Raw genomic sequence first — 23,786 nt, 5'->3', positions numbered from 1 at the left:
AAAATGACACTAAACAAGTTAATTCACAACAAACTTATATTAAGATGAAAAAATTATTTTTACCAATAGTACTACTTCCTTTGTTCACTTCCTGCCAGGAAGACGGAATGTCTGCAACACCAAACGAACCAACTGAATCAATTAAAAGCGAGATTATGTATACCATGCCTGAAGAATCTGCTCCGCATGAAGGAACCTGGCTGCAATGGCCACACCAATATCAATATGGTATTAACTATAGAGATGATTTGGATGCTACATGGGTTGCCATGACGAAATCACTGTCGACAAGTGAAAAGGTGCATATCGTTGCTTATAATACCAACGAAAAGAACAGAATTACAACTTTATTACAAAATGCAGGAGTTTCTCTTTCTGCTATCGATTTTAAAATCTATAAAACGGATGATGTTTGGGTACGAGATAATGGTCCTATTTATGTAAAAGACAAAAACAACCAATTGGTAATTCAGGACTGGGGCTTTAATGGCTGGGGAGAAAAAGCTGATTTTAGAAATTGCAACACCATACCTGCACAAATTGCCGCAGATCAAAATACAACTGTTGTAGATTTAAATGCGATCATGATCAACGAAGGCGGAGCTGTAGAAATAGATGGAAAAGGAACCTTATTAGCTACGAAAAGCTCTATTCTGAACTCAAATCGTAATCCTGGAATGAGCCAGGCACAAGCTGAAGCCATTTTTAAAAAATATTTAGGAGTGTCTAACTTCATCTGGCTTAACGGAAAAGCAGGAAAAGAAATTACTGACATGCACATTGATGGGTTTGCACGATTTGGTAATGACAATACCATTGTGACGATGAGTGAAGATGATTTACTGTACTGGGAAGTACCAGAAGGAGACATTCCTACTTTGTACAATTCAAAAGATTTAAAAGGAAAAAAATACAATTTCCTAAAACTGCCTTTGACTCAAAACAAAGTGGTAACGACATATGGAAAAAGACTAGGCTACAAAGGCTCTTATGTTAATTACTATATTGGAAACACGGTTGTATTGGTTCCTAATTACAATGATCCTAATGATGCGGTTGCCAATCAATTGATTCAAAGCTTGTATCCTAACAGAAAGGTAATTGGTATCGACGTTCGTAATTTGTACGCTAATGGAGGAATGATCCACTGTGTGACGCAACAGCAGCCAAAATAAGTATTCAGTCGCAGTTTTCAGTGTTCAGTCGCGGTTTTCAGCTTTCAGTCTCGGTCATCAGTGTTCAGTAGCAATCATAATAAGCAATAATCAGCACAATAAAACTGTGACTGAATACTGCCACTGAAAACTGCCACTGAAAACTGCGACTAAAACCTAACCCTCAATTTATCAGCAACTTAAAATAATTTACAATTTATAATTCATAATTTACAATTATTTTCTACATTTGCACCCGAATTAGACTAACCTCTGGCGAAATACGTGAATGTTACTCTAAATAAACAATAATAAAAATTATCATGGCAGATTTATTAAAGTTCGTTCAAAACGAATTCGTTGCTAAAAAAGATTTCCCTGTTTTCGGAGCTGGAGATACTATCACAGTTTACTACGAAATTAAAGAGGGTGAAAAAACAAGAACTCAGTTTTTTAAAGGAGTTGTTATTCAAAGAAGAGGTTCTGGTAACACAGAAACTTTTACTATCCGTAAAATGTCTGGAGCTATTGGAGTTGAGCGTATCTTCCCAGTAAACTTACCAGCTTTACAAAAGATTGAAATCAACAAAAAAGGAGCTGTACGTAGAGCTAGAATTTTCTACTTCAGAGAACTTACTGGTAAAAAAGCTAAGATTAAAGATAAAAGAAGATAATCATTTATCTATTGGTTATAAAAAACTCGTTTCATATCATTTGAAACGAGTTTTTTTTTGCCTGTTTTTTAAAATTTTCAGGAGCTAATCCCGCTATTCGTTTCACACGAGCGAAGCGAACTGACGAAGTAATCTTTTGTGTCCGCCGCGGCGGACACAAAAGGATTTCCACTGCTATCGGGGCTAGGACAATCATTTTCATAAGAGCTTTTAGTTGACGCCAAACCTGTTAGTTTTTTAAAACCTAACAGGTTTCTCAGATTGCGCGACATACATCATTTCAACGGATTAAAATCCGTTTTTATCTGCGTTTTTACGAAGTAAATCTGTTTCATCCGCGTCAAAATTAGACACTGATTTTACTGATGCGCTAAAGCGAAAACGCTGATAAAAACAGATTTTACCAGCTTAATCTTGGAAACCATAAACGGACTAATGAAACCGTTTGCGTGAGAAAATTAAAAGTACAATTTTTCATGCAAAAATACAGCGCTAAAATGATTTTATACAACTGAAAAGGTTTCTCTGTTTCGGAATCGCTCACTTTTCTTAGTGATTCATCAAAACTGTAATTTTTTAATACCAAAATCGTCGATTTGACAATTTAAAGACCTCGAAATAACAATCTGATAATTTCGGCATTTCTCCTGAAAACTACACCGTTTTCGGACTGTTTTTATTATATTTGCTCCGCTCATTCTGAGCCGACTATACCTTTTACATCGTCATTCTCTGACGATACGATTATAAAAAAAAAAAAAAATGACACAGAATTCAAAAATCTATTACACCTTAACTGATGAGGCGCCATTGTTAGCGACTTATTCTTTTTTACCTATTGTTCAAGCTTTTACGTCTACAGCAGGTATTGCAATTGAAACCAGAGACATCTCTTTGGCTGCCCGAATTTTATCCAATTTCCCTGAGCTTTTAACAGCTGATCAAAAAACAGGAGATGCTTTGGCTGAATTAGGTCAATTGGCTACACAACCTGATGCTAACATCATCAAACTACCAAACGTTTCAGCATCGGTACCACAATTAAAAGCGGCTATTACTGAATTGCAATCGCACGGTTACAACATTCCTAATTTCCCTGAAGATCCTCAAAATGATGCCGAAAAGGAAATTAAAGCAAAATATGCTAAAGTTTTAGGTTCTGCCGTAAACCCTGTTTTACGTGAAGGAAACTCTGACCGTAGAGCTCCAAGAGCGGTAAAAAACTTTGCAAAAGCAAATCCACACTCAATGGGTGCATGGTCAGCTGATTCTAAAACAAAAGTGGCTTCAATGCCAAACGGTGATTTCTACGGAAGCGAAAAATCACTTACAGTTGCAGAAGCTGATGATGTAAAAATTGAATTCGTTGCAAAAGACGGTACAATTACTGTATTAAAAGCAAGTACTCCTCTTAAAGCAGGTGAAATTATTGACAGTTCTGTTTTAAGTGTAAAAAAATTAAAAGCTTTTGCTGCTGATGCTATTGCAGATGCAAAAAAAGAAGGTGTTTTACTTTCGGTACACTTAAAAGCTACCATGATGAAAGTATCAGATCCAATTATCTTCGGCGCTATCGTTGAAGTGTACTTTGCTGATCTTTTCAAAAAATACGAGACTTTATTTGCAGAATTAAACATTGACACCAGAAATGGTTTAGGTGATATCTATGCAAAAATTGCAGGAAGACCTGAACAAGCCGAAGTTGAAGCAGACATTACTAAAGCAATCGAAAACGGTCCTGCTTTGGCAATGGTTAACTCTGATAAAGGAATTACAAACTTACACGTACCTTCAGATGTAATCGTTGATGCTTCTATGCCGGCAATGATTCGTACATCAGGACAGATGTACAATAAAGAAGGAAAACAACAGGATACCATCGCAGTTATTCCGGATCGCTCTTACGCTGGAGTTTACACAGCTACAATCGATTTCTGTAAAAAACACGGTGCTTTTGATCCTAAAACAATGGGAAGTGTTCCTAACGTAGGTTTAATGGCTCAGAAAGCCGAAGAATACGGATCTCACGATAAAACGTTCCAAATGAAAGCTGACGGAGTTGTTCGTGTAACAGACAACAAAGGAACTGTTTTAATGGAGCAAAGCGTTGAAGAAAATGACATTTTCAGAATGTGTCAGGCAAAAGACGCTCCAATTCAGGACTGGGTTAAACTTGCTGTAAACAGAGCACGTTTATCTGATACTCCTGCAGTTTTCTGGTTAGACGAAAACAGAGCACATGACAGAGAATTGATTGCAAAAGTTCAAAAATATTTAAAAGATCACAATACCGTAAATCTGGACATTCGCATCTTAAACCCAGTTGCTGCTACTGAATTTACTTTAGACAGAATCATCAAAGGTTTAGACACTATCTCGGTAACCGGAAACGTTTTACGTGATTATTTAACCGATTTGTTTCCAATTTTAGAATTAGGAACTTCAGCTAAAATGTTATCTATCGTTCCGTTAATGAACGGTGGTGGATTGTTTGAAACGGGTGCAGGAGGTTCTGCTCCAAAACACGTTGAGCAATTTACAGAAGAAGGTTATTTACGTTGGGATTCATTAGGAGAATTTTTAGCGCTTGGTGCTTCTTTAGAGCATTTAGGACAAACTTTAGACAACTCTAAAGCAATTGTTTTATCTGAAACTTTAGACGAAGCCAATGATAAATTCCTTGCTAATGATAAATCTCCGGCTCGTAAAGTAGGTGAGATTGACAACCGTGGTTCTCATTTTTATCTTGCTTACTATTGGGCTCAGGCTTTGGCTGCTCAAAACAAAGATGCTGAATTGAAAGCGATCTTCACTCCAATTGCTGCTGAATTTGAAGCTAACGAAGCTAAAATTGATGCCGAATTAATTGGTGCACAAGGAAAACCACAAAATCTTGGTGGTTACTACCAGCCAACTCCTGAATTAGTGAGTAAAGCAATGCGTCCTAGCGAAACATTCAATTCAATTATTGCGCAAATAAAATAATCGAATTAAATATAAAGAGACTTAGCAATATATCTCTACAGAAAAGACAACTTTAAATAGTTGTCTTTTTTTTTTGAATTAAACCAAACCTTTGAATCTCAAAAAAAAAGAAATCTTTCTTAACTAATGTTTAACAAACGTTCTGCGAAAATATTTAGTAAGAATTATTAACTATGTGTTTCAAAACCAAGACAATGATCACAAAAAAAAATACAACTTTTTTTATTCTGCTCTTTACCATTTTAACATCATTTTCTCAGGAAAAATTCACTTTAAGCGGTACCATCACCGACTTCAAAAACAACGAAACCTTAATCGGTGTGAATCTCTATATTCCGGCCTTAAAAATTGGTACCACCACCAACGAATATGGTTTTTATTCACTTACCGTTCCACAAGGCGAACATCAGATCGAAATTAGTTATGTTGGTTATCAAACCCTTCAAAAAACAATTACTTTAAGTCAAAACACAAAAAACAATTTTGCAATCAACGAAAGCGGTGAAGAACTTCGGGAAGTTATAATTACCGATAATAAAGGCAAAATCAATATCAAATCACCCGAAATGAGTGCCAACAAACTCTCCATTTCTACAATCAAAAAGATGCCGGTTGTTTTAGGTGAAGTCGATGTTTTAAAATCGATCTTATTGCTTCCGGGCGTTACAAATGCAGGTGAAGGCGCTTCGGGATTCAATGTACGTGGTGGAGGTGCCGATCAGAATTTAATTTTACTAGACGAAGCTACTATTTTTAATTCCTCACACGTATTTGGTTTTTTCTCCGTTTTTAACCCCGATGCTATTAAAGATCTCAAATTATACAAAGGCGGAATTCCGGCGCGTTATGGCGGAAGAGCCTCTTCTGTTTTAGACATTTACCAAAAAGACGGAAACAGCAAAGAATTTCATGTTAATGGAGGAATTGGGTTAATTTCAAGCCGACTTCTTGCCGAAGGCCCTCTAGTAAAAGACAAAGGTTCTTTCCTTATTGGAGGAAGAGCTTCTTATGCTCATTTATTTTTAAAATTATCCGAAGATCAAAAAGACAACTCTGCCTATTTTTATGATTTGAATACCAAACTGAGTTATAAACTAAACGACAACAACAGCTTGTATTTATCCGGTTATTTTGGGCGTGATGTTTTTAGCCTCAACAAAAGTTTTACTAATATCTACGGAAACTCAACGCTAAACCTGCGTTGGAATCACTTGTACTCTGATAAACTATTTGCAAATTTATCCTTGATTTACAGCGATTATTATTATGGACTTGACTTAGACTTTGTAGGTTTCAAATGGGATTCAGGAATTAAGAACTACAACATCAAATACGATTTCAAAAACTATATTTCAGATAAATTCAAACTGAACTATGGTTTAAATGGAATTTACTACGAATTTAATCCCGGAACGATCAAACCAAGCAATGAAACATCGGGAATTAATCCGGATCAGTTGGATAAAAAATATGCGTTTGAACCTTCTGTTTATATCGAAGCCGAAAATCAGCTATCGAAAAAAATCACGGTTGCTTACGGATTGCGCTACAGTTTGTTCTACCGTTTAGGCGCTTCTACCATCAATTATTATGACAATAACGAACCCGTGATCTTTAATAGCAACATGCAGATCTACGAAAAGGGAACTCCAACCTCAACCCGATATTTTGGTAAAAACAAAGTCATTCAAAATTACAATAATTTAGAACCACGCCTTTCTGTTTCTTATCAGTTAAATGATGACCAATCGGTTAAAGCAAGCTACAACCGAATGGCGCAGTATCTTCAACTAATTTCGAATACTTCATCTCCTACTCCATTGGATGTCTGGATGCCAAGTGATAATTACATCAAACCTCAGATCGCAGATCAGGTGGCTTTGGGTTACTTTAGAAATATTAACAATGGTGCTTATTCTGTCGAAGTGGAAACGTATTATAAAAAAATCCAAAACCGACTTGACTATATCGATGGTGCCGATTTGATTGCGAATAATGCGATCGAACAAATAATTCTGAATGGAAGAATGCGGGCCTATGGTGTCGAATTTATGCTAAAGAAAAATGAAGGCAAATTCAACGGATGGATCTCCTACACTTTATCAAAATCACAGCAACAAACCCCGGGAAGAACTCCGGAGGAACTCGGAATCAATAACGGACAATGGTACAGCTCTGCTTACGATAAAACTCATAATTTAGCCATTACATCTGCTTATAATCTAAACGAAAAATGGTCTTTTGGCGCTAACTTTGCGCTACAATCGGGACAACCTGTTACGTACCCTAATGGACGATATGAATATCTGGGAATTACGGTCCCAAATTATGGATTAAGAAACGAAAACCGTTTACCAGCCTATCACCATTTAGACATTTCGGCAACTTTGACACCTAGAAAAAATAAAGACCGAAACTGGAAAGGCGAATGGGTTTTTAGTATTTATAACTTATACAACCGCCAAAATGCAGCCTCGATCAACTTCCGTCAAAATGTAGATACCGGTACAAATGAAGCCGTAAAAACCTCGATTTTCGGAATAGTTCCGGCTGTTAGTTATAATTTTAAATTTTAAGACCAACTTTCTGTAAAAAGAAACAAAAGATATATCATGAAAAAAATGAACCTCTTAATTCTAGTTTTGATATCGATTTTCTTCACGGGTTGTGAGGAAGTGGTCGATGTTAATTTAGATACTGCTCCACCAAAATTAGTAATCGAAGCCGCTATAAACTGGCAGAAACAAACCACAGGAAAACAACAAACTATAAAGCTGACCACTACAACAGGTTACTTTCAAAATGTTATTCCAACTGTTTCGGGAGCAACCATATTTATAAAAAACAGTAAGAACATACAATTTAACTTTAGCGAAGTTCCTAAAACCGGGAGATATGTGTGCTCGAATTTTATTCCGGTAATTGACGAGACGTACACGCTAACTGTGATTTCGGGCGGTATTACCTACACAGCCACGGAAACCATGAAAGCAGTTGCGCCCATTACCCGAATCGAACAAAATAACCAAGGTGGTTTTACAGGAAAAGACATTGAGACTAGGGCTTACTTTAATGATCCCGCCGATGCAGATAATTTTTATCTCTTTAAATATGTGTATTCGAACAAAATTACATCAAAGTACTACGTTACAGAGGACAAGTTTTTTCAGGGAAATGAATATTTTAGCACATCCGATGATGACGACTTAAAGATTGGAGACGAAATCGAAATGACACATTACGGTATCTCAAAACAATACTACAATTATATGAGCATTCTGGTAAGTATTGCGGGGAATAATTCTGGCGGACCTTTTCAGTCTCCACCCGCAACCGTAAGAGGAAATATTATCAATACTGTCGATAAAGCAAACTATCCGTTAGGTTATTTTTCGCTTAATGAAACCGATTACAAAAAATACAAAATTAAATAACCCGCAAAAAATGGAAGCCAGAATTCAGATTTTACCCGAGAAGAAACTAATTGGGAAGTACGTTACAATGTCATTTTTGGAAAACAAAACCCATCAATTATGGAGTTCTTTTATGCCAAAACGAAAAGAAATTAAAAATACAATCAACGCCAATTTGTATTCTCTGGAAGTTTTTCCAAACGCACATTTTGATAATTTTGATCCGGGCAATACTTTCGAAAAATGGGCCGCAGTAGAAGTCTCTGAATTTGATAAGGTACCACGGGAAATGAAATCTTTGGTAATTCCTGAGGGATTGTATGCCGTTTTTGTACATAAAGGCCCTCAAAGCGAAGGCCACAAAACCTATCGTGAAATTTTTGTAGATTGGCTTCCAAATTCTGTATATATGGTAGATGAAAGGCCTCATTTTGCTGTAATGGATGAAAAATACAAAAAAGAAGATCCCGACTCTGAAGAAGAAATCTGGATTCCGATAACCCATAAAGCCTAAAATCATGTTGATCGAAACCTTAAAATTGCTTTTTAACAGAGACCTGAACAAATTAAAAATTGAAATCGAATCGTATCAAAACGAAAATCAGATTTGGGCAATTGCACCGGGCATTTCCAATTCAACCGGAAATCTTTGTTTGCACCTAATAGGAAACCTAAACACCTATATTGGAGCCGAATTAGGAAAAACAGGTTATGTACGCGATCGCCCTTTAGAATTTTCATTGAAAGATATTCCCCAATCAGAATTAATCCGTAAAATCGAAGACACTATCTTGGTTGTTAACAATGCTCTCGACCGTTTAATCGAAGCTGATTTAGAACAAACCTATCCACAAATTGTTTTCGAAAAAGAAATGACAACGGGCTTCTTTTTAGTACATCTATCTACCCATTTAGCCTATCATTTAGGGCAAATCAATTACCACCGCAGATTAGTTTTTTAAGTTTATAGTCACAGTGTTCAGTCGCAGTCGCAGTACCGGTTTTCTGAATACTGTAAACTGAGACTATAAACTGAGACTGAATACTGAATACTGAGACTGAATACTGAGACTGAATACTGAATACTGAATACTGAATACTGAATACTGAATACTGAATACTGAATACTGTGACTATAAACCGAGACTAAACACTAACTTTTGTACATTTGCGGCACATTTCAAATCAAAAAAATAAATGTCTTCACACCATATCGTACGCGACGACCAGGAACCCGCTTTAATTATTGCCAACGGAGCAGCATGCAACCCAGAGTTATTAGGGCAATTACTAGAATGGTCACCACTCGTTATTGTACTAGATTCGGCCATAGAGAGAGTAATTGAACTGGGTATAAAAGTCGATGTTCTTCTGGGCGATTTCGACCGTGGTTTTGATCCTGAAATTTACAAAACGACACAATACCCTATCGAAATTGTTCATACACCCGATCAGGACAAAACCGATTTGGAGAAAGCTTTTGATTATTTAATCGATCGGAAGATCCCTGCTGTAAATGTTGTCTGGGCCACCGGAAAACGTGCAGACCATACCATTACCAATATTACCAACATTGCCCGTTACCGCGATTTGCTTAAAATTGTTATTCTTGACGATCATTCAAAAGTATTTTTACTGCCCCGTAAATTCGAGAAATGGTATACCGCAAAAACTCCCATTTCATTGATTCCGATTGGGATTGTTGACGGAATTTACTCTACCAATTTACTCTATCCTCTTATAAACGATACCTTAACAATTGGCTACAGAACCGGAAGCAGTAATTCTGTTCTTCAGGATGGTTTAGTAACAATTACCCACACCAACGGTGATTTGCTGTTGATGGAATGCATGGATTAATTTTACAAGACGTTTCCTAAGAAAGGAATACCTATCTTTGCACGGAAATTTACAAAAATGAAAGCAACAGACAATTCCGAAAAAAACAATTTACATCCTCGAAATCTTCATCGTTCGCGTTATGATTTCGAACTTCTTATCGCGAATTGTCCTGAGTTAAAAGCACAGGTTGCCGTAAACATTCATGGAATTGAAACTATTGATTTCAGTAACCCTCTTTCAGTAAAACTACTGAACAAAGCTTTACTACAAACCTACTACGACATACAAAACTGGGATATCCCTAAAAACTATCTTTGTCCGCCCATTCCCGGAAGAACGGATTACATTCATTATCTGGCCGATTTACTAGCCGAAACCAACAACGGAAATATTCCGCAAGGAGCATCAGTTTTAGGTTTAGATGTCGGTACAGGCGCAAATTGTATCTATCCTATTTTAGGAAATGCAATTTACGACTGGAGTTTCGTAGGAACAGATATTGATGAAAAAGCGATCGGAAATTGCAGTAAAATTATTGAAGCCAATCCAAAACTGATTGAGGCCATAAGCCTTCAGCAACAAACAGAGTCGCGCTTTATTTTTAAAAACATTATCACCCCCGAAGATCGTTTTACTTTTACGATGTGTAATCCACCTTTTCATTCTTCGGCCGAAGATGCTAATCAAAGTACTGTTCGTAAGGTTTCGAATTTAAATCCAAAGGAAAAGAAAACAGTAAATCCTGTTCTAAACTTTGGAGGTCAAAATGCTGAATTATGGTGCGATGGAGGTGAAATTGGCTTCGTAACTCAAATGATTTATGAAAGTGCCAGATATGCCATGCAGTGTTTATGGTTTACCACACTGGTTTCAAAAAGAGACAATCTTTCCAGTATTTATAAAACATTAAACAAAGTAAATGCAGCTTCTATCAAAACAATCGATATGGCTCAGGGACAAAAAACAAGCCGAATTGTAGCCTGGACTTTTTTAAGTGAAGCACAGCAAAAGGGCTGGAAGTCTGAAAACGCCTAACATTGAAATTCTAATACTTTAAAATTAAATCCTGATAATCTTAGGGTTTACATTTTTTGTACCTTTAAAGTAATTTGAATTTTATTCCTATGCCAAAATTTTTCTTCAGCTTAACAATATTGTTTTTGCTTGCAAGTTGCGCTTCTTCCAAAAAAGCGAAATTTGACGATTATGTTTTTAAAACAAAAAGCGAAAATCAAGCTTACATAGATTCTTACAATCAGGCTTTGAAACTTTGGGATATCCCCTATACTGAAGAAAACATAAAAACAACTTACGGAACTGCTCATGTGATTGTTGCAGGGCCAAAAAACGGCAAGGATCTCGTATTACTCCATGGAATGGACGCAAGTTCTACCATGTGGTATCCCAACATAAAAGCGCTCTCCAAAAAACATCGCATTTATGCAGTTGATTTTATAATGGAACCAGGAAAGTCTACTTTGACCTCTAAGTCTCTTTCCTCAGAAGAAATTATTATCTTATACAACGAAATTTTCGATCACTACAAATTAAAGAAATTTGATCTCATAGGAGCATCACGTGGTGGCTGGATTGCAACATTATTAGCTGCCCAAAAAGGAAATTCTATCGATAAAATAGTATTATTAAGCCCCGCACAAACTTTTAAATTTATAGATAAAGTCGGAAAAACAACTTCCGCCCTAATGTTGAAGCTTTTCCCAAATGAAAAGAAATTCGAAAAAACCCTGAAAACTTTTTCTACTCATCCCGAAAAGATAAGTCCTGTTTACAAAAAGCAATTCTATCTGGCCAATAAATATGGAAAATCAAATTCAAGCATGTTCAGAATGCACCCTTTTTCAGATGATGAACTGAAATCAATCACTAACCCGGTTTTGATTTTAATTGGAGATCGCGATGTCATCAATTCAGAAGAAAGTTTAGAAAGAGCGAAAAAGTTTTTAATCTATAGTCAGACAAAAATAATATCAGATGCAGGGCATTTTCTATCAATCGATCAATCCAAAATAGTGAATGACGCTATGATTGACTTCCTAGAATAGATAAAGACATAGTCCTTGCGAAAAATCACTGTAAATCTAACCCGTTTGATTCGTGCTCTTTTTTTAGTTTTTATATAGAATCCAAACTTTGTATCTTTACAAAACTAATCTTTCATCGTCCAAAAATGAATTTCCAAGTATCCTCTGAATACAGTCCAAAAGGTGATCAGCCGCAAGCAATTGAAAAACTTTCACAAGGCATTATTGATGGTGAGAAATATCAAACTCTGTTAGGGGTTACGGGATCCGGAAAAACCTTTACAGTAGCTAATGTCATTCAGGAAGTTCAGAGACCAACTTTGGTTTTGGCCCACAACAAAACGTTGGCTGCCCAGTTGTATTCCGAATTCAAGCAATTCTTTCCCAATAATGCTGTAGAATACTTTGTTTCTTACTACGATTATTATCAGCCGGAAGCTTTTATGCCAGTTAGCGGAGTGTTCATTGAGAAAGATCTGTCCATCAATGAGGAGCTGGAAAAAATGCGTTTGAGTACTACGTCTTCCCTGCTTTCAGGACGTCGTGATATTTTAGTCGTAGCTTCGGTTTCCTGCTTGTATGGTATTGGAAATCCTGTTGAATTTCAAAAAAACGTCATTGAAATATCGAGAGATCAGGTCATCTCCCGAACTAAATTATTACATAGCCTCGTTCAGAGTTTATACTCCAGAACAGAGGCAGATTTTACTCCCGGAACATTCAGAATCAAGGGAGATACAGTAGAAGTATATCCAAGTTATGCTGATGATGCCTTTAGAATTCATTTCTTTGGTGATGAAATCGAGGAAATAGAGTCCTTTGATGCCAAGACTTCGCAAGTCATTGAAAAATTCCAACGACTGACGATTTACCCTGCCAATATGTTTGTGACTTCTCCTGATGTTTTACAAAATGCTATTTGGGAAATCCAGCAGGATTTGGTCAAACAAGTCGATTATTTTAAAGAAATAGGAAAACATCTGGAAGCAAAACGTCTGGAAGAACGTACCAATTTTGATTTAGAAATGATTCGCGAATTAGGGTATTGCTCCGGAATTGAGAACTACTCAAGATACCTTGACGGAAGAGAAGCCGGAACCCGTCCTTTCTGTTTGCTAGACTACTTCCCAAGTGATTATCTGATGGTAGTCGACGAAAGTCACGTGACAATTTCACAGGTTCACGCTATGTACGGAGGTGACCGTAGCCGAAAAGAAAATCTGGTGGAATACGGTTTCCGTTTGCCTGCCGCAATGGACAACCGACCTTTGAAATTTGAAGAATTTGAAGCCATGCAGAATCAGGTAATCTACGTATCTGCGACACCTGCCGATTATGAACTACAGAAAACAGACGGAATTTATGTAGAACAAGTCATTCGTCCAACCGGATTATTAGATCCAATTATTGAAATTAGACCCAGTTTGAATCAGATTGATGATTTGATCGAAGAAATTCAGGTTCGCTGCGAATTAGACGAAAGAGTTCTGGTAACTACTCTGACAAAAAGAATGGCCGAGGAACTTGCCAAATATTTGACTAAAGTAAACATTCGTTGTCGCTATATACACTCCGATGTAGATACTTTAGAGCGTATCGAAATCATGCAGGATTTGCGTAAAGGTATTTTTGATGTTCTAATTGGAGTAAACTTACTTCGTGAAGGATTGGATTTACCTGAAGTTTCACTTGTTGCTATTTTAGATGCTGATAAAGAAGGCTTTTTAAGAAGTCACAGATCACTTACACAAACTATTGGTCGTGCCGCAAGGAACCTGAACGGAAAAGCAATTATGTATGCCGATAAGATTACGGCGAGTATGCAAAAAACGATTGACGAAACCAATTATCGCAGAGCCAAACAGATCAATTTTAATACTGAAAATAATATTACGCCTCAGGCCTTAAACAAAAAAATCGACAGTGCTTTTACTAAAAATCCACTGGTGGAATATGAATTAGGACATACTTTACCGACAGCAGCAGAACCTGAAACCGCTTATCTATCTAAACCGGAACTGGAAAAAATGATTCGTGAAAAACGAAAATCAATGGAGAAAGCAGCAAAAGAACTGGACTTTTTACAAGCTGCAAAACTACGTGACGATATTAAAAAACTTCAGGAACAACTGCCTTAAACACATCATTTTAAAATAACGTACAAAAAAATAAAAGAAGAATTTATTCTTAAAATTATTTAAGAAATATTTTATAAGGAATTTCAAATTCACTAGTTTTAACAAAAATTTTAAACTCTGAAATGAAATATCTTTTATTCCTTTTTACTTTTTTTGGTTTCAACGCTCATGCTGTCGCACAATCTGAAAATAACGATTTTTGGAATAAAGAAATAGAAAATTCTTCGGACATTATAAAACCAAATATTCTTTCTAATCATCCCTTAGGAATTTATATTTCGAGGTTAAATCACAGTTTTAATGTTCGTTCTCCTGATAAATACTCTTTTTCATTTGAAGTTTCGAGCGGTAATGTTGTTCTTCCTTATGTTAAATCATACGAATTAACAGATCCTAACGACCAAAAAATAGCCAAAAATTTGCCTTGGCATACACGGGAGTTTTCTTTCGATTTAAATAAAGTTCCTGCCAATACTAAAGAGTTTTTTGCAGATGGAGTTATTCGATCGTATCGATTCACTTTTACTTTACCCATCACGGTTCACCACGAACTTAATTTCGGTTTGCGAATGAATTCTCTCGATGGTGGAAAATATCCCTACTCAATTTTTACTTCGGATGAAACAATCGAATGGTTTCACAGTAATATTGCTGGTGGCGAAGATCCGTTTTCACGTCGACATTATGGTCTCAATAAAGCCGGAATCTCATATAAGGATGAAAACGATAAGGTTCTGACAATGAATAATGGCAATTTTACCATTCCCGGAATTGATATCAATTACAACTATTATCCCAAATTAGAAATGAATGAAAAGCATCATATCTATCTGAATTTCGGAACGCAACTTGGCATTAACACTTCCAAATATAATCCTGTAGCTGATTTTGGAGTTTCTGCTTCTATTCTGAAAAAGAAAATCATTAAAAACAAAAACATTCTAAGTTTTGGTGCCAGCGCAGGAGTTTTACGACAGCATTTTTTAGAATATGGCGACCGTGTAAACATCAGCAGTCAGAATTTCTTTTATAGTTTTGAAGGTCTTATTGATTATAAGGTAAAACTCAAAAACAACAACCGTATTTCGTATGGCATCAATTATAATTTTCAGACTTCTTACAACAAAAAAAATGAGCGGGATTATATCGTTCTGACGGGAGAAAGAATAAATACCCATTGGCAAAAAACGATCTCTCATTTATACGAAAACTTAGAAGGATGGAATTTTATCTGTACCTACTCTACAAAAAGATTTTCTTATTTTATATACTTCAGAGAAGATTTAAATTTAGACAATGCGCCCGATTTTCAAACCGGTATTGGTTTAAAAATGTCCATTAAAAAAAAGTAATTATCTGATCTGAAGCTTAAAAATTTAATTGTGCTGTTCCTGAAATACTTTCAGTAAAAGCTTAGGATCAATTATAGCATTTGGTGCTTTTTTCATTAAATCGAGAACACGTCGGGTTGCAATGGGATTCAAGCCCATTTCGATCGAAATTTGCTGTATGGCTTTGGCTTCTTTTTCATGCAAGATACCATCGCAATACATAATCAGCGCCAGTCGATAAAATTGCTGAATGCGCTGAAACTCCGATTTTATAACTGAACCGGCACTTTCCTGATGAAATAAATCACGAAAAACATCGGGACTAATATTTAATTCCTGAGCCACCAACCACAAAAACTCATACTCTCTTTTATGCAACTGTCCGTCAACGGTAGAGAAAGCAATCATTTCTAAAAGTAAACTTATCTTTTCGGCTTCGGTATTCATCAATTTATTATTTTTAGCTAAAATATTGTTTTTAACTCTAAAACGCAACAGTACTCATGATTAGGAGATTTTTCTTTTTTATTTTCTTATGGGTAACTGCTGTCGCAAGCGCACAAGAGAGTACTGCTTCAAAAAACGTATCTACCTTTACCATCGAAGCTCCTCAGCTAAAAACAACAAAAAAAATATGGATTTATCTTCCTGACGGATATGCCGCTTCGGCCAAAAAGAGATACAGCGTGATTTACATGCACGATGCCCAAAATTTGTTTGATGGCAAAACTTCGTACGCGGGCGAATGGAATGTAGATGAAAAACTGGACAGTCTGAAAGCACCCCTAATCGTAGTAGGCATTGAACATGGAAATGACAAACGTTTAAACGAATTGACTCCATATAAAAATGAAAAATACGGCGGTGGTGAAGCTGATAATTACCTTGATTTTATTGTAAAAACGCTAAAACCTTATATCGACCAAAATTACAGAACCAAAACTAAGGCCAAAAATACCCTGATTATGGGAAGTTCACTTGGCGGATTGGTTTCGTACTATGCCGTGTTAAAATATCCCGAAATCTTCGGAAAAGCAGGTGTATTCTCGCCATCCTTCTGGTTTTCAAAAAACATTTATACTTTGACGGAACAAACTCCTAAAGTCAAAACTAAAATTTACTTTTTATGCGGAGACAAAGAAAGTGACGATATGGTAAGCGATATGACAAAAATGGAACGCCTTCTGGACACTAAGCGTTGCTACTGCCTTCATCTCACCAAATCTAAAATTGTAAAAGGCGGCGAACATAATGAAAAACTTTGGCGTGATGGTTTCGCAAAAGCAATAATCTGGCTGGGCTATTAAATAAAAAAAACAGACTTATGGAATTAATTTTAAGAGAATACAATTTAAAACTCAAACATACTTTTACCATTTCCAGAGAATCGATTGATTTTCAGCCTTCACTGATTGTGGAGCTTAAAAGCGATGGCTTTTCAGGTTTTGGAGAAGCAACTTCAAATCCGTATTACAAAACAACTGTTCCGGTAATGATTCAGGATTTAGAAAAAATCAGAAGCATTATCGAAAGCACAACCACTGAAACTCCCGAAGTTTTCTGGTCCAAAATTTATCCGTATTTAAAGAATGACATGTTTGCTTTATGTGCTTTAGACATGGCTTATAACGACTTATACGCACGCAAAAATGGCAAGAAATTATATGAATTATGGAATTACTCTACAGAAAAAAATCCGCTTACGGATTACACCATTGGTATCGCCTCCATAGACAAAATGGTTTCGAAAATGCAGGAACTGCCGTGGCCTATTTATAAAATTAAATTAGGTACCAAAGAAGATATTGCCATTGTCAAAGAACTTCGAAAACACACCGATGCCATTTTCAGAATCGATGCCAATTGCGGCTGGGATGTTGAGGAAACCATAAACAACGCCATTGAGCTCAAAAAACTAGGGGTAGAATTCCTCGAACAGCCCATGAAAGCCGATGACTGGGAAGCCCATAAGGAAGTTTTTAAACATTCGGTCTTACCTGTAATAGCCGACGAAAGCTGCATTATTGAAGAAGATGTCGCCAAATGTTTCAATCATTTTCATGGCATAAATGTAAAGCTTGTAAAATGCGGAGGTCTGACTCCGGGGAAACGCATGATCGAAGAAGCCAAAAAATTAGGGCTCAAAACGATGGTGGGCTGCATGACCGAATCGACCGTGGGAATCTCGGCTATTGCCCATTTGCTCCCTCAGCTGGATTATGTGGATATGGATGGAGCCTTACTTCTAGCCCAGGATATTGCCACCGGAGTGACCATAAAAAATGGTGTAATTCATTATTCTGAGCTTAACGGCACCGGAGTAACCTTAATCTAATTTTTATGAACGTAGACCAATTTCCGGACAGAACTATTGAAATCAATCAGGAACAATACTTGTATTTTGGTGGAACTGCTTATTTGGGATTACCCACCAATAAAGCTTTTCAGGAATTGGTCATTCAAAATATACAAAAATGGGGAACCACTTACGGCAGCTCCCGCAATGCCAATATAAAACTAACGGCTTATGAAAATGGTGAGGCTTTTCTCGCCCGTCACATACAGGCCGAAAGTGCCGTTACGGTGTCTTCAGGAATGCTGGCCGGAAAATTGGTTACGGAACAATTAACTAAAACCACCGATTGTTTCTTTCATTTTTCAGATCTGCATACCGCAATTAAAACGCCCAACAGTTTACCAATATTTTTGAACAATCAGATACATCCACGTCTGACCGATTCTAAAGCAGAGAAAATCACTATTCTTACTGACGGAGTTCCTTCCTATCAAACCAAAGCTGTTGATTTATCTGTTTTAAAAGAAATCCCAAGTCATAAAGAAGTCACTTTAGTTATCGATGAATCGCATTCGTTTGGAATTTTAGGAAAAAATGGCTGCGGAATTTATTCACACATCAACCTTCCCATTAAACGCAAAATTATGGTTTCGTCTTTAGGAAAAGCGTTCGGCTTAAATGGTGGTGTTATTGCCAGTGATACTTCTTTCATCGATCAGATAAAAAATACGGATACTTTTATATCGGCTGCCGGAATGAATCCCGCTTTTGTTCAGACGCTGGCCGATGCATCGGATATTTATCGTGTTCAGCATCAAAAATTAATGGAGAATCTACATTATCTGGATACAAAACTTATCAAAAGTGAGCATGTAAAATTTGATAAAACATATCCTTTGATTTACATTGAAATGAAACGTATAACGGATACTCTTAGAGCAAATAAAATTATTATCGCCAATTTCAGGTATCAAAAAAATTCGAGAGATATTAATAGAATTGTAATTACAGCCAATCACACTAAAAATGATTTAGACAAACTAATTGACGTTTTGAATCAAAGCAACAGCTTATAAAAAAACAGCTCTGATCAAAAAATCAGAGCCGCTTTCGTTTTTATTTATCCCACCAAACCGGTGTGACCATTGATTTAAAGTTTAATTCATAATTTGCTTTATTCGCGTTTCTTTCGTTAGTAGAATAAATAAATCGTCTTATCCATTTTCCTCCATTAGCAGGATCAGCAGCTTTTGGCAGGGTTAATCCCGGAAAAACGTTTGTAGAAAAATCGTATCTTCTGTAATCATTAAATGTTTCGCAGTTCAAATAGAGTGCTATATTTTTTTGTCTCATAATATCTTTCAACTGCAAACTGGCGGCACCTTTATTGATAGAAACATCTCCCAAATAAGCATTTTTATCAGGAGCGGAAACTCCCAATTTATCCATGTTTGCGCCAATAGCATCCATATAGGCGCTATACCCTATTGCATTTGTTCCGGTACTTGTCGCATTACCTCCATTTAAAATAAATTGTGCTTCAGCCTGCATTAGTTTAACTTCAGAAAAGGACAAAATAACAACTGGTGAATCTATTTTTGAATAATAAGAATACAGCCCTATTTTAGCATTAGGTGCCGGTGTTCCTTTTGATCCCTGGCCAGGTTCTCCACCAATATAATTCCCCGGAACATTAGGATTTGGATCTTTAGGATTCACAACCCCATCTGTTACAGGATAACTTCTAAGATCAATCAGTAATGGCATTCTGGGATCCATCGTTACCGTTTTAAAAGTAAATGTACTTCCGTTCATAAAACCAATAAATTGCTTGGTTATCAAATAAGATGCATTTCCGGTATTAAGTCCTAATTGGTTATTATACCACGGATTTGTCTGTACTTTATTGTAAATCAATTGAAAGTCATCTGCATTGGAGGTTATTCCTTTTGCCAAATAAGAAACTACTGTACTGGCAGCAGTTGTTGCATTAATTTTTGATAAGTGCAGTGCATATCTCGCTTTAAAACTATAGGCGGCTTTTATCCATTTTTCAACATTTCCGCCATAAACAAGGTCTTCTTTTCCCGGAGCAAAAGAGGATGTGTTAGGAGCCGATAAATTGGCAATTCCCTGATCTAACAGGTTGTTTATACCTTTGTAGACCTCTTCCTGGCCGTCATATTCCGGCTTAAAATTCTGTGCTGCCAAAGACGCCTGCGAAAAAGGTATATCTCCGTACAGATCCGTCAACAATCCAAAATTTACTGCTTGTAAAATTTGAACAATGCCCTTGTAATGTGATGATTTTGTTTCATCAGCTTTATCAGCTACTTCTTTCAGATTTCCTAAAGCCTTTACATACGCAGAAGACCAATAGCTATCTAAGGATTCTTCGTAATGATTGTCTACCCCTACTGACGAATTAAGTGCTGAGGAAGTATATTGCGTTAGCAAAGAAACTCTGGTCGCAGCAGCATACTGAGCATCAAATGTATAGTAAATTGCAGGCCCCAATAAATCTTTCAGATTCTTATTCGCATCAGGTATTACATTTCCTGGTGTATTTATATCAAAATAATCATCGCTACAGCTATAAGTTGTCAGGACAATGCTTATTATCAAGAATGTTTTGATTATATTTTTCATCTTTTATAAATTAAAATCCTAGATTAATACTAAATGAATATGATTGTGTAAGCGGAGTGGTCAAACCTGTAAATCCGTAAACATTTGTACCGGCACTGTAGCTGGAACCTTCCGGATCGAAACCATCAAATGGTGTCCAAATCAAAAAATTACTCCCCGATACGGTAAAAGACAAATTAGAAACACCAATGGTTTTTAATGCTTCTTTGGTCATGTTATAAGTAACCGACACATTTCTAAGCTTAAACCAGGAGGCATCCTGTATAAGAGCATCTGCAGCTGTATTATAAATCGTATTGTTGTAATAATTGTTGCGTAACGATTTATTTATGGGGATATCATTAGGCACATATCCTCCCGCTCCATCCGATTTTACACCGTCTAAAACGGCAGTTTCGCTTCTGTCAGCCGTAACTCCCAGAACACCATTTCTAATTCCGTTTCTTCTGGCTGTATCATACGCATCTCCGCCTTTTTTATATTCCAGCAAAAAACCGATATCAAAATTTTTAATTTTGAAGGTATTGTTTAGAGTAGCTACCCAGTCCGGAAAAGCCTCACCAATCTTGCCTATTGCTATGGCTCCCGTACTTGTTTTATTAAAAACAGGCAATCCGTTTGCACCAATCACTACTTTACCGTCTACTCGTTGCCAGGACTGGCCATAAAGTGTTCCGGCTGCATCGCCCAAACGTACTTGTGAAGTTATATTGGTAGCCTGAGAGTCATATCCGAAAATAATATTTTCAAAAGGCAGTTCTGTAACTTTAGTTTTATACTGTGTAAAATTTAGCGTAGATGTCCAACTAAACTTTGGATTTTTAAACCAATCTGCACCTAAAGTCAATTCGTTTCCTGTTGTTTTTAAAGATCCCCCATTGTCCCAAAATGCAGTAATTGAAGAGGATTGTGGCACGATTCTTTGAATAATCTGATCATCACTAACTCTGTTAAAATAAGTATATTCCAATCGTATTCTATCTCTAAAAAAACGTAAATCAGTCCCTATTTCCCAAGTCGATATAATTTCGGCTTTCAAATTTGGATTGGCATCAACAGATGTGGCAGATACTCCTCCAACTCCGTTGAATGGAAAGTTTACATCTTTTATATTTTTTCTAAAGATCGCAAACGGAGGCGTTTTTCCGCTTTGTGCCCAAGATGTTCTTAATTTTCCATAAGACAAAATAGATTTGTTCTGGTCTATCAGATCTCCAAAAAGAAAAGACAAATTCGCAGAATAATAATCAAATTTATTATTCTTTATCGGCAAAGTAGATACCTGATCGTATCGCCCCGTAACACCCAGATAAATAATTTCTTTATAATCTGCTTTTGCTTCAAAAAAGTTACCCACGTTTCTTACGCGCTCTTCACCCGAATTATAAGCAAACAAATTGGTCGCATTAGAAATATTATTAAAATCGGTTATAAAAATCCCTTCTCCTCTTACATTTGAATAGGTGTTTTTGGTATCCAAAATTTGATTTCCTAAGGTAAGGGTGGTATTAAAATTTCCAAATTTTTTATTGGCCGTAATCACAAAACTGGAATTGAGTCCCGTAAAACCAATATTTTCATCCAGAATAAAACCATTTACGGCTGTTCCCACATCAAGATTAGCAGGAACATATCTGTTTCTCGTTTCAGAATAATTATCTACACTAGCTCTATACACAAAGTTCAACCATGAAGTTGCCTGATAATTAAAATCGGCCGAAGCAATAATACGATTTACATCATCTTTTAAATTACTTACAGAAGTAAAATATCTTGGCTGATCGATAATACCATTTGTATAATCTTTTTCTTTACCGGCAGCGGTAAGATAATCATTTACATCAATAGAGGGTGACCAATAGGCCAGAGAACTCATAACCGATTTGTCTCCATTATTAGATCTTACACCTCCGGATTTTGTGTAAGCAAAAGAAGACCCTATTTTAAATTTTTCAGAAATCTGATACCCTCCATTTGCTTTAAAAGTTTTTCTTTGGTAAGAAGTATTTGGTACAATACCATCATCTTTACTGGTAGAAGCAGATACAAAATAATTGATTTTCTCTGTTCCTCCGCTTACACTCACACCTAAATTTTGAGTCACACCCGTTTTAAAGAAATCTTTATAAAAATTTCTGTATTTAATTCCTGCACCATCTGAACTGGAATATTCCGGTCCAAAACTCCAGAATCCTCCCGGGCTTGCAGGATTTACCCATTCAAAACCACTGGGGCTATCCGATACGGTACTTTTTACATAAGAAGCTCCGTTTAGACCTTCTCTGTATTTGGATTGCAGCTCCGGATAATGATTTACCTCACTAAAAGAAATGCTGGAATTGATATTAATTTTTGGTTTTCCTTCTTTTCCTTTTTTAGTAGTGATAATAATCACACCATTACCAGCCAAAATACCATACAATGCTGTAGCACCGGCTCCTTTAAGCACAGTATAGCTTTCGATATCCTCTGGATTAATATCTATTGCTCTGTTAGAAAATGAAAACTGTTCTCCGCTACTCACTGAATTAGAGCCTTTTGAGGGAGCTACATTTCCTATAGCCGTAGAATTATTTACAGGGTTACCATCAATAATTATCAAAGGCTGATTATTATTAGACGGATCTAAAGAAGAAACACCACGAATAACAATATCTACACCTGCACCAACTCCTCCGGAGGTTTTACTTATGGTTACTCCCGCTACTCCTCCTTGCAAACTCTCAAGAGCATTTAATTGGCCCGGTCTTTCAATATCCGAAGCTTTCAAAGTCTGGCTGGCATAGCCCAAGGATTTTGTTTTATTTTTTATACCAAAAGCAGTTACCGTCACTGCATCCAACTCTTTGGAATCCGGATTCATCTTTACATTCAAAATACTTCCTGTTACGGTAGCTTCATTCATTTTGTACCCAACGAACGAAAATAACAGGACTGATCCTTTATTTACGCTAATGGCAAAATCCCCGTCTAAACCTGAAGTAGCAGTATTGGATGTTCCTTTTTCCAGGATATTTACACCTGGCATTGAAACTCCCCTCTCATCTGTTACGCTTCCTTTTACCGTTATTTTTTGTGCAAACAGTATGCCTGAAGCAAGTAAGAACAAAACGAAGGAAAAGGTGAAATTCTTTTGTTTCATAAAAATTTAGTTAAAAATGGTTAATAATTTGGTTTGTTAGACCCGTAATTTAACACTTTATTTCACTAAAAATCCTTTTTTGCGTCAAAAATTTAAAGGTATTTCTTATAAATACCCTTT

The 23,786-nt window shown here is 36.4% G+C and carries 18 protein-coding genes; 15 read left to right on the top strand and 3 right to left on the bottom strand.

Going from position 1 to position 23,786, the window contains the following annotated elements:
- The first annotated feature begins 44 nt into the window (after window positions 1–44).
- The 12 genes from OGZ34_RS11080 (at window position 45) to OGZ34_RS11025 (ending at window position 15,600) form a co-directional block, all read left to right on the top strand.
- The gene (locus OGZ34_RS11080; RefSeq protein ID WP_263363064.1) at window positions 45–1,175 is read left to right on the top strand and encodes an agmatine deiminase family protein; all 1,131 of its coding nucleotides are present in this window, start codon (window positions 45–47) and stop codon (window positions 1,173–1,175) included.
- A 302-nt stretch (window positions 1,176–1,477) separates the two neighbouring features.
- Complete coding sequence (gene rplS / locus OGZ34_RS11075) at window positions 1,478–1,828, top strand: 50S ribosomal protein L19 (RefSeq protein WP_017495434.1); 351 nt, start codon at window positions 1,478–1,480, stop codon at window positions 1,826–1,828.
- A gap of 762 nt (window positions 1,829–2,590) precedes the next feature.
- Window positions 2,591–4,813: an NADP-dependent isocitrate dehydrogenase gene (locus OGZ34_RS11070; protein ID WP_263363063.1), complete on the top strand. Its 2,223-nt coding sequence runs from the start codon at window positions 2,591–2,593 to the stop codon at window positions 4,811–4,813.
- A gap of 194 nt (window positions 4,814–5,007) precedes the next feature.
- The gene (locus tag OGZ34_RS11065) at window positions 5,008–7,389 is read left to right on the top strand and encodes a TonB-dependent receptor (protein ID WP_263363062.1); all 2,382 of its coding nucleotides are present in this window, start codon (window positions 5,008–5,010) and stop codon (window positions 7,387–7,389) included.
- Window positions 7,390–7,425: 36 nt separating this feature from the next.
- Window positions 7,426–8,247: a DUF4249 domain-containing protein gene (locus OGZ34_RS11060; RefSeq protein WP_263363061.1), complete on the top strand. Its 822-nt coding sequence runs from the start codon at window positions 7,426–7,428 to the stop codon at window positions 8,245–8,247.
- A gap of 10 nt (window positions 8,248–8,257) precedes the next feature.
- On the top strand, window positions 8,258–8,740 hold the full coding sequence (locus OGZ34_RS11055) for a GyrI-like domain-containing protein (RefSeq protein ID WP_263363060.1): 483 nt from the start codon (window positions 8,258–8,260) through the stop codon (window positions 8,738–8,740).
- Between the two features lie 4 nt (window positions 8,741–8,744).
- Window positions 8,745–9,188 (top strand): DinB family protein, encoded by a 444-nt coding sequence (locus tag OGZ34_RS11050; RefSeq protein WP_263363059.1) that lies wholly within the window; start codon window positions 8,745–8,747, stop codon window positions 9,186–9,188.
- 235 nt (window positions 9,189–9,423) lie between these two features.
- Window positions 9,424–10,086, top strand: coding sequence for a thiamine diphosphokinase (locus tag OGZ34_RS11045; RefSeq protein WP_173967037.1), 663 nt, complete (start codon window positions 9,424–9,426; stop codon window positions 10,084–10,086).
- Window positions 10,087–10,143: 57 nt separating this feature from the next.
- Window positions 10,144–11,103 carry a 23S rRNA (adenine(1618)-N(6))-methyltransferase RlmF gene (rlmF, locus tag OGZ34_RS11040; RefSeq protein WP_263363058.1) on the top strand — a complete coding sequence of 320 codons (960 nt, stop codon included), beginning with the start codon at window positions 10,144–10,146 and terminating at the stop codon, window positions 11,101–11,103.
- 89 nt (window positions 11,104–11,192) lie between these two features.
- Window positions 11,193–12,131: an alpha/beta fold hydrolase gene (locus OGZ34_RS11035; protein ID WP_263363057.1), complete on the top strand. Its 939-nt coding sequence runs from the start codon at window positions 11,193–11,195 to the stop codon at window positions 12,129–12,131.
- A 125-nt stretch (window positions 12,132–12,256) separates the two neighbouring features.
- The gene (uvrB, locus tag OGZ34_RS11030; RefSeq protein WP_263363056.1) at window positions 12,257–14,248 is read left to right on the top strand and encodes an excinuclease ABC subunit UvrB; all 1,992 of its coding nucleotides are present in this window, start codon (window positions 12,257–12,259) and stop codon (window positions 14,246–14,248) included.
- Window positions 14,249–14,370: 122 nt separating this feature from the next.
- Window positions 14,371–15,600, top strand: coding sequence for a hypothetical protein (locus OGZ34_RS11025; protein WP_263363055.1), 1,230 nt, complete (start codon window positions 14,371–14,373; stop codon window positions 15,598–15,600).
- A 24-nt stretch (window positions 15,601–15,624) separates the two neighbouring features.
- Here the strand turns inward: OGZ34_RS11025 and OGZ34_RS11020 are convergent, their stop codons facing one another.
- Window positions 15,625–16,026 (bottom strand): excinuclease ABC subunit B, encoded by a 402-nt coding sequence (locus OGZ34_RS11020; protein WP_263363054.1) that lies wholly within the window; start codon window positions 16,024–16,026, stop codon window positions 15,625–15,627.
- A gap of 56 nt (window positions 16,027–16,082) precedes the next feature.
- On the opposite strand from OGZ34_RS11020, the gene OGZ34_RS11015 reads away from it, so the two are divergent.
- The 3 genes from OGZ34_RS11015 to OGZ34_RS11005 are packed head-to-tail and all read left to right on the top strand — an operon-like array spanning window position 16,083 to window position 18,951.
- Window positions 16,083–16,886 (top strand): alpha/beta hydrolase, encoded by an 804-nt coding sequence (locus OGZ34_RS11015; RefSeq protein ID WP_263363053.1) that lies wholly within the window; start codon window positions 16,083–16,085, stop codon window positions 16,884–16,886.
- Between the two features lie 17 nt (window positions 16,887–16,903).
- On the top strand, window positions 16,904–17,914 hold the full coding sequence (locus tag OGZ34_RS11010; RefSeq protein ID WP_263363052.1) for a dipeptide epimerase: 1,011 nt from the start codon (window positions 16,904–16,906) through the stop codon (window positions 17,912–17,914).
- A gap of 5 nt (window positions 17,915–17,919) precedes the next feature.
- Window positions 17,920–18,951, top strand: a complete 1,032-nt coding sequence (locus OGZ34_RS11005) for an aminotransferase class I/II-fold pyridoxal phosphate-dependent enzyme (RefSeq protein WP_263363051.1) — start codon at window positions 17,920–17,922, stop codon at window positions 18,949–18,951.
- 40 nt (window positions 18,952–18,991) lie between these two features.
- On the opposite strand, the gene OGZ34_RS11000 is transcribed toward OGZ34_RS11005, so the two are convergent.
- Window positions 18,992–20,524, bottom strand: a complete 1,533-nt coding sequence (locus tag OGZ34_RS11000; RefSeq protein WP_263363050.1) for a SusD/RagB family nutrient-binding outer membrane lipoprotein — start codon at window positions 20,522–20,524, stop codon at window positions 18,992–18,994.
- Between the two features lie 10 nt (window positions 20,525–20,534).
- Window positions 20,535–23,666, bottom strand: a complete 3,132-nt coding sequence (locus OGZ34_RS10995) for a SusC/RagA family TonB-linked outer membrane protein (protein WP_263363049.1) — start codon at window positions 23,664–23,666, stop codon at window positions 20,535–20,537.
- Window positions 23,667–23,786 lie beyond the last annotated feature (120 nt).

Source organism: Flavobacterium collinsii (genome assembly GCF_946903285.1).
Taxonomy (GTDB): domain Bacteria; phylum Bacteroidota; class Bacteroidia; order Flavobacteriales; family Flavobacteriaceae; genus Flavobacterium; species Flavobacterium collinsii.
This window is presented reverse-complemented; position numbering and strand designations above follow the sequence as displayed.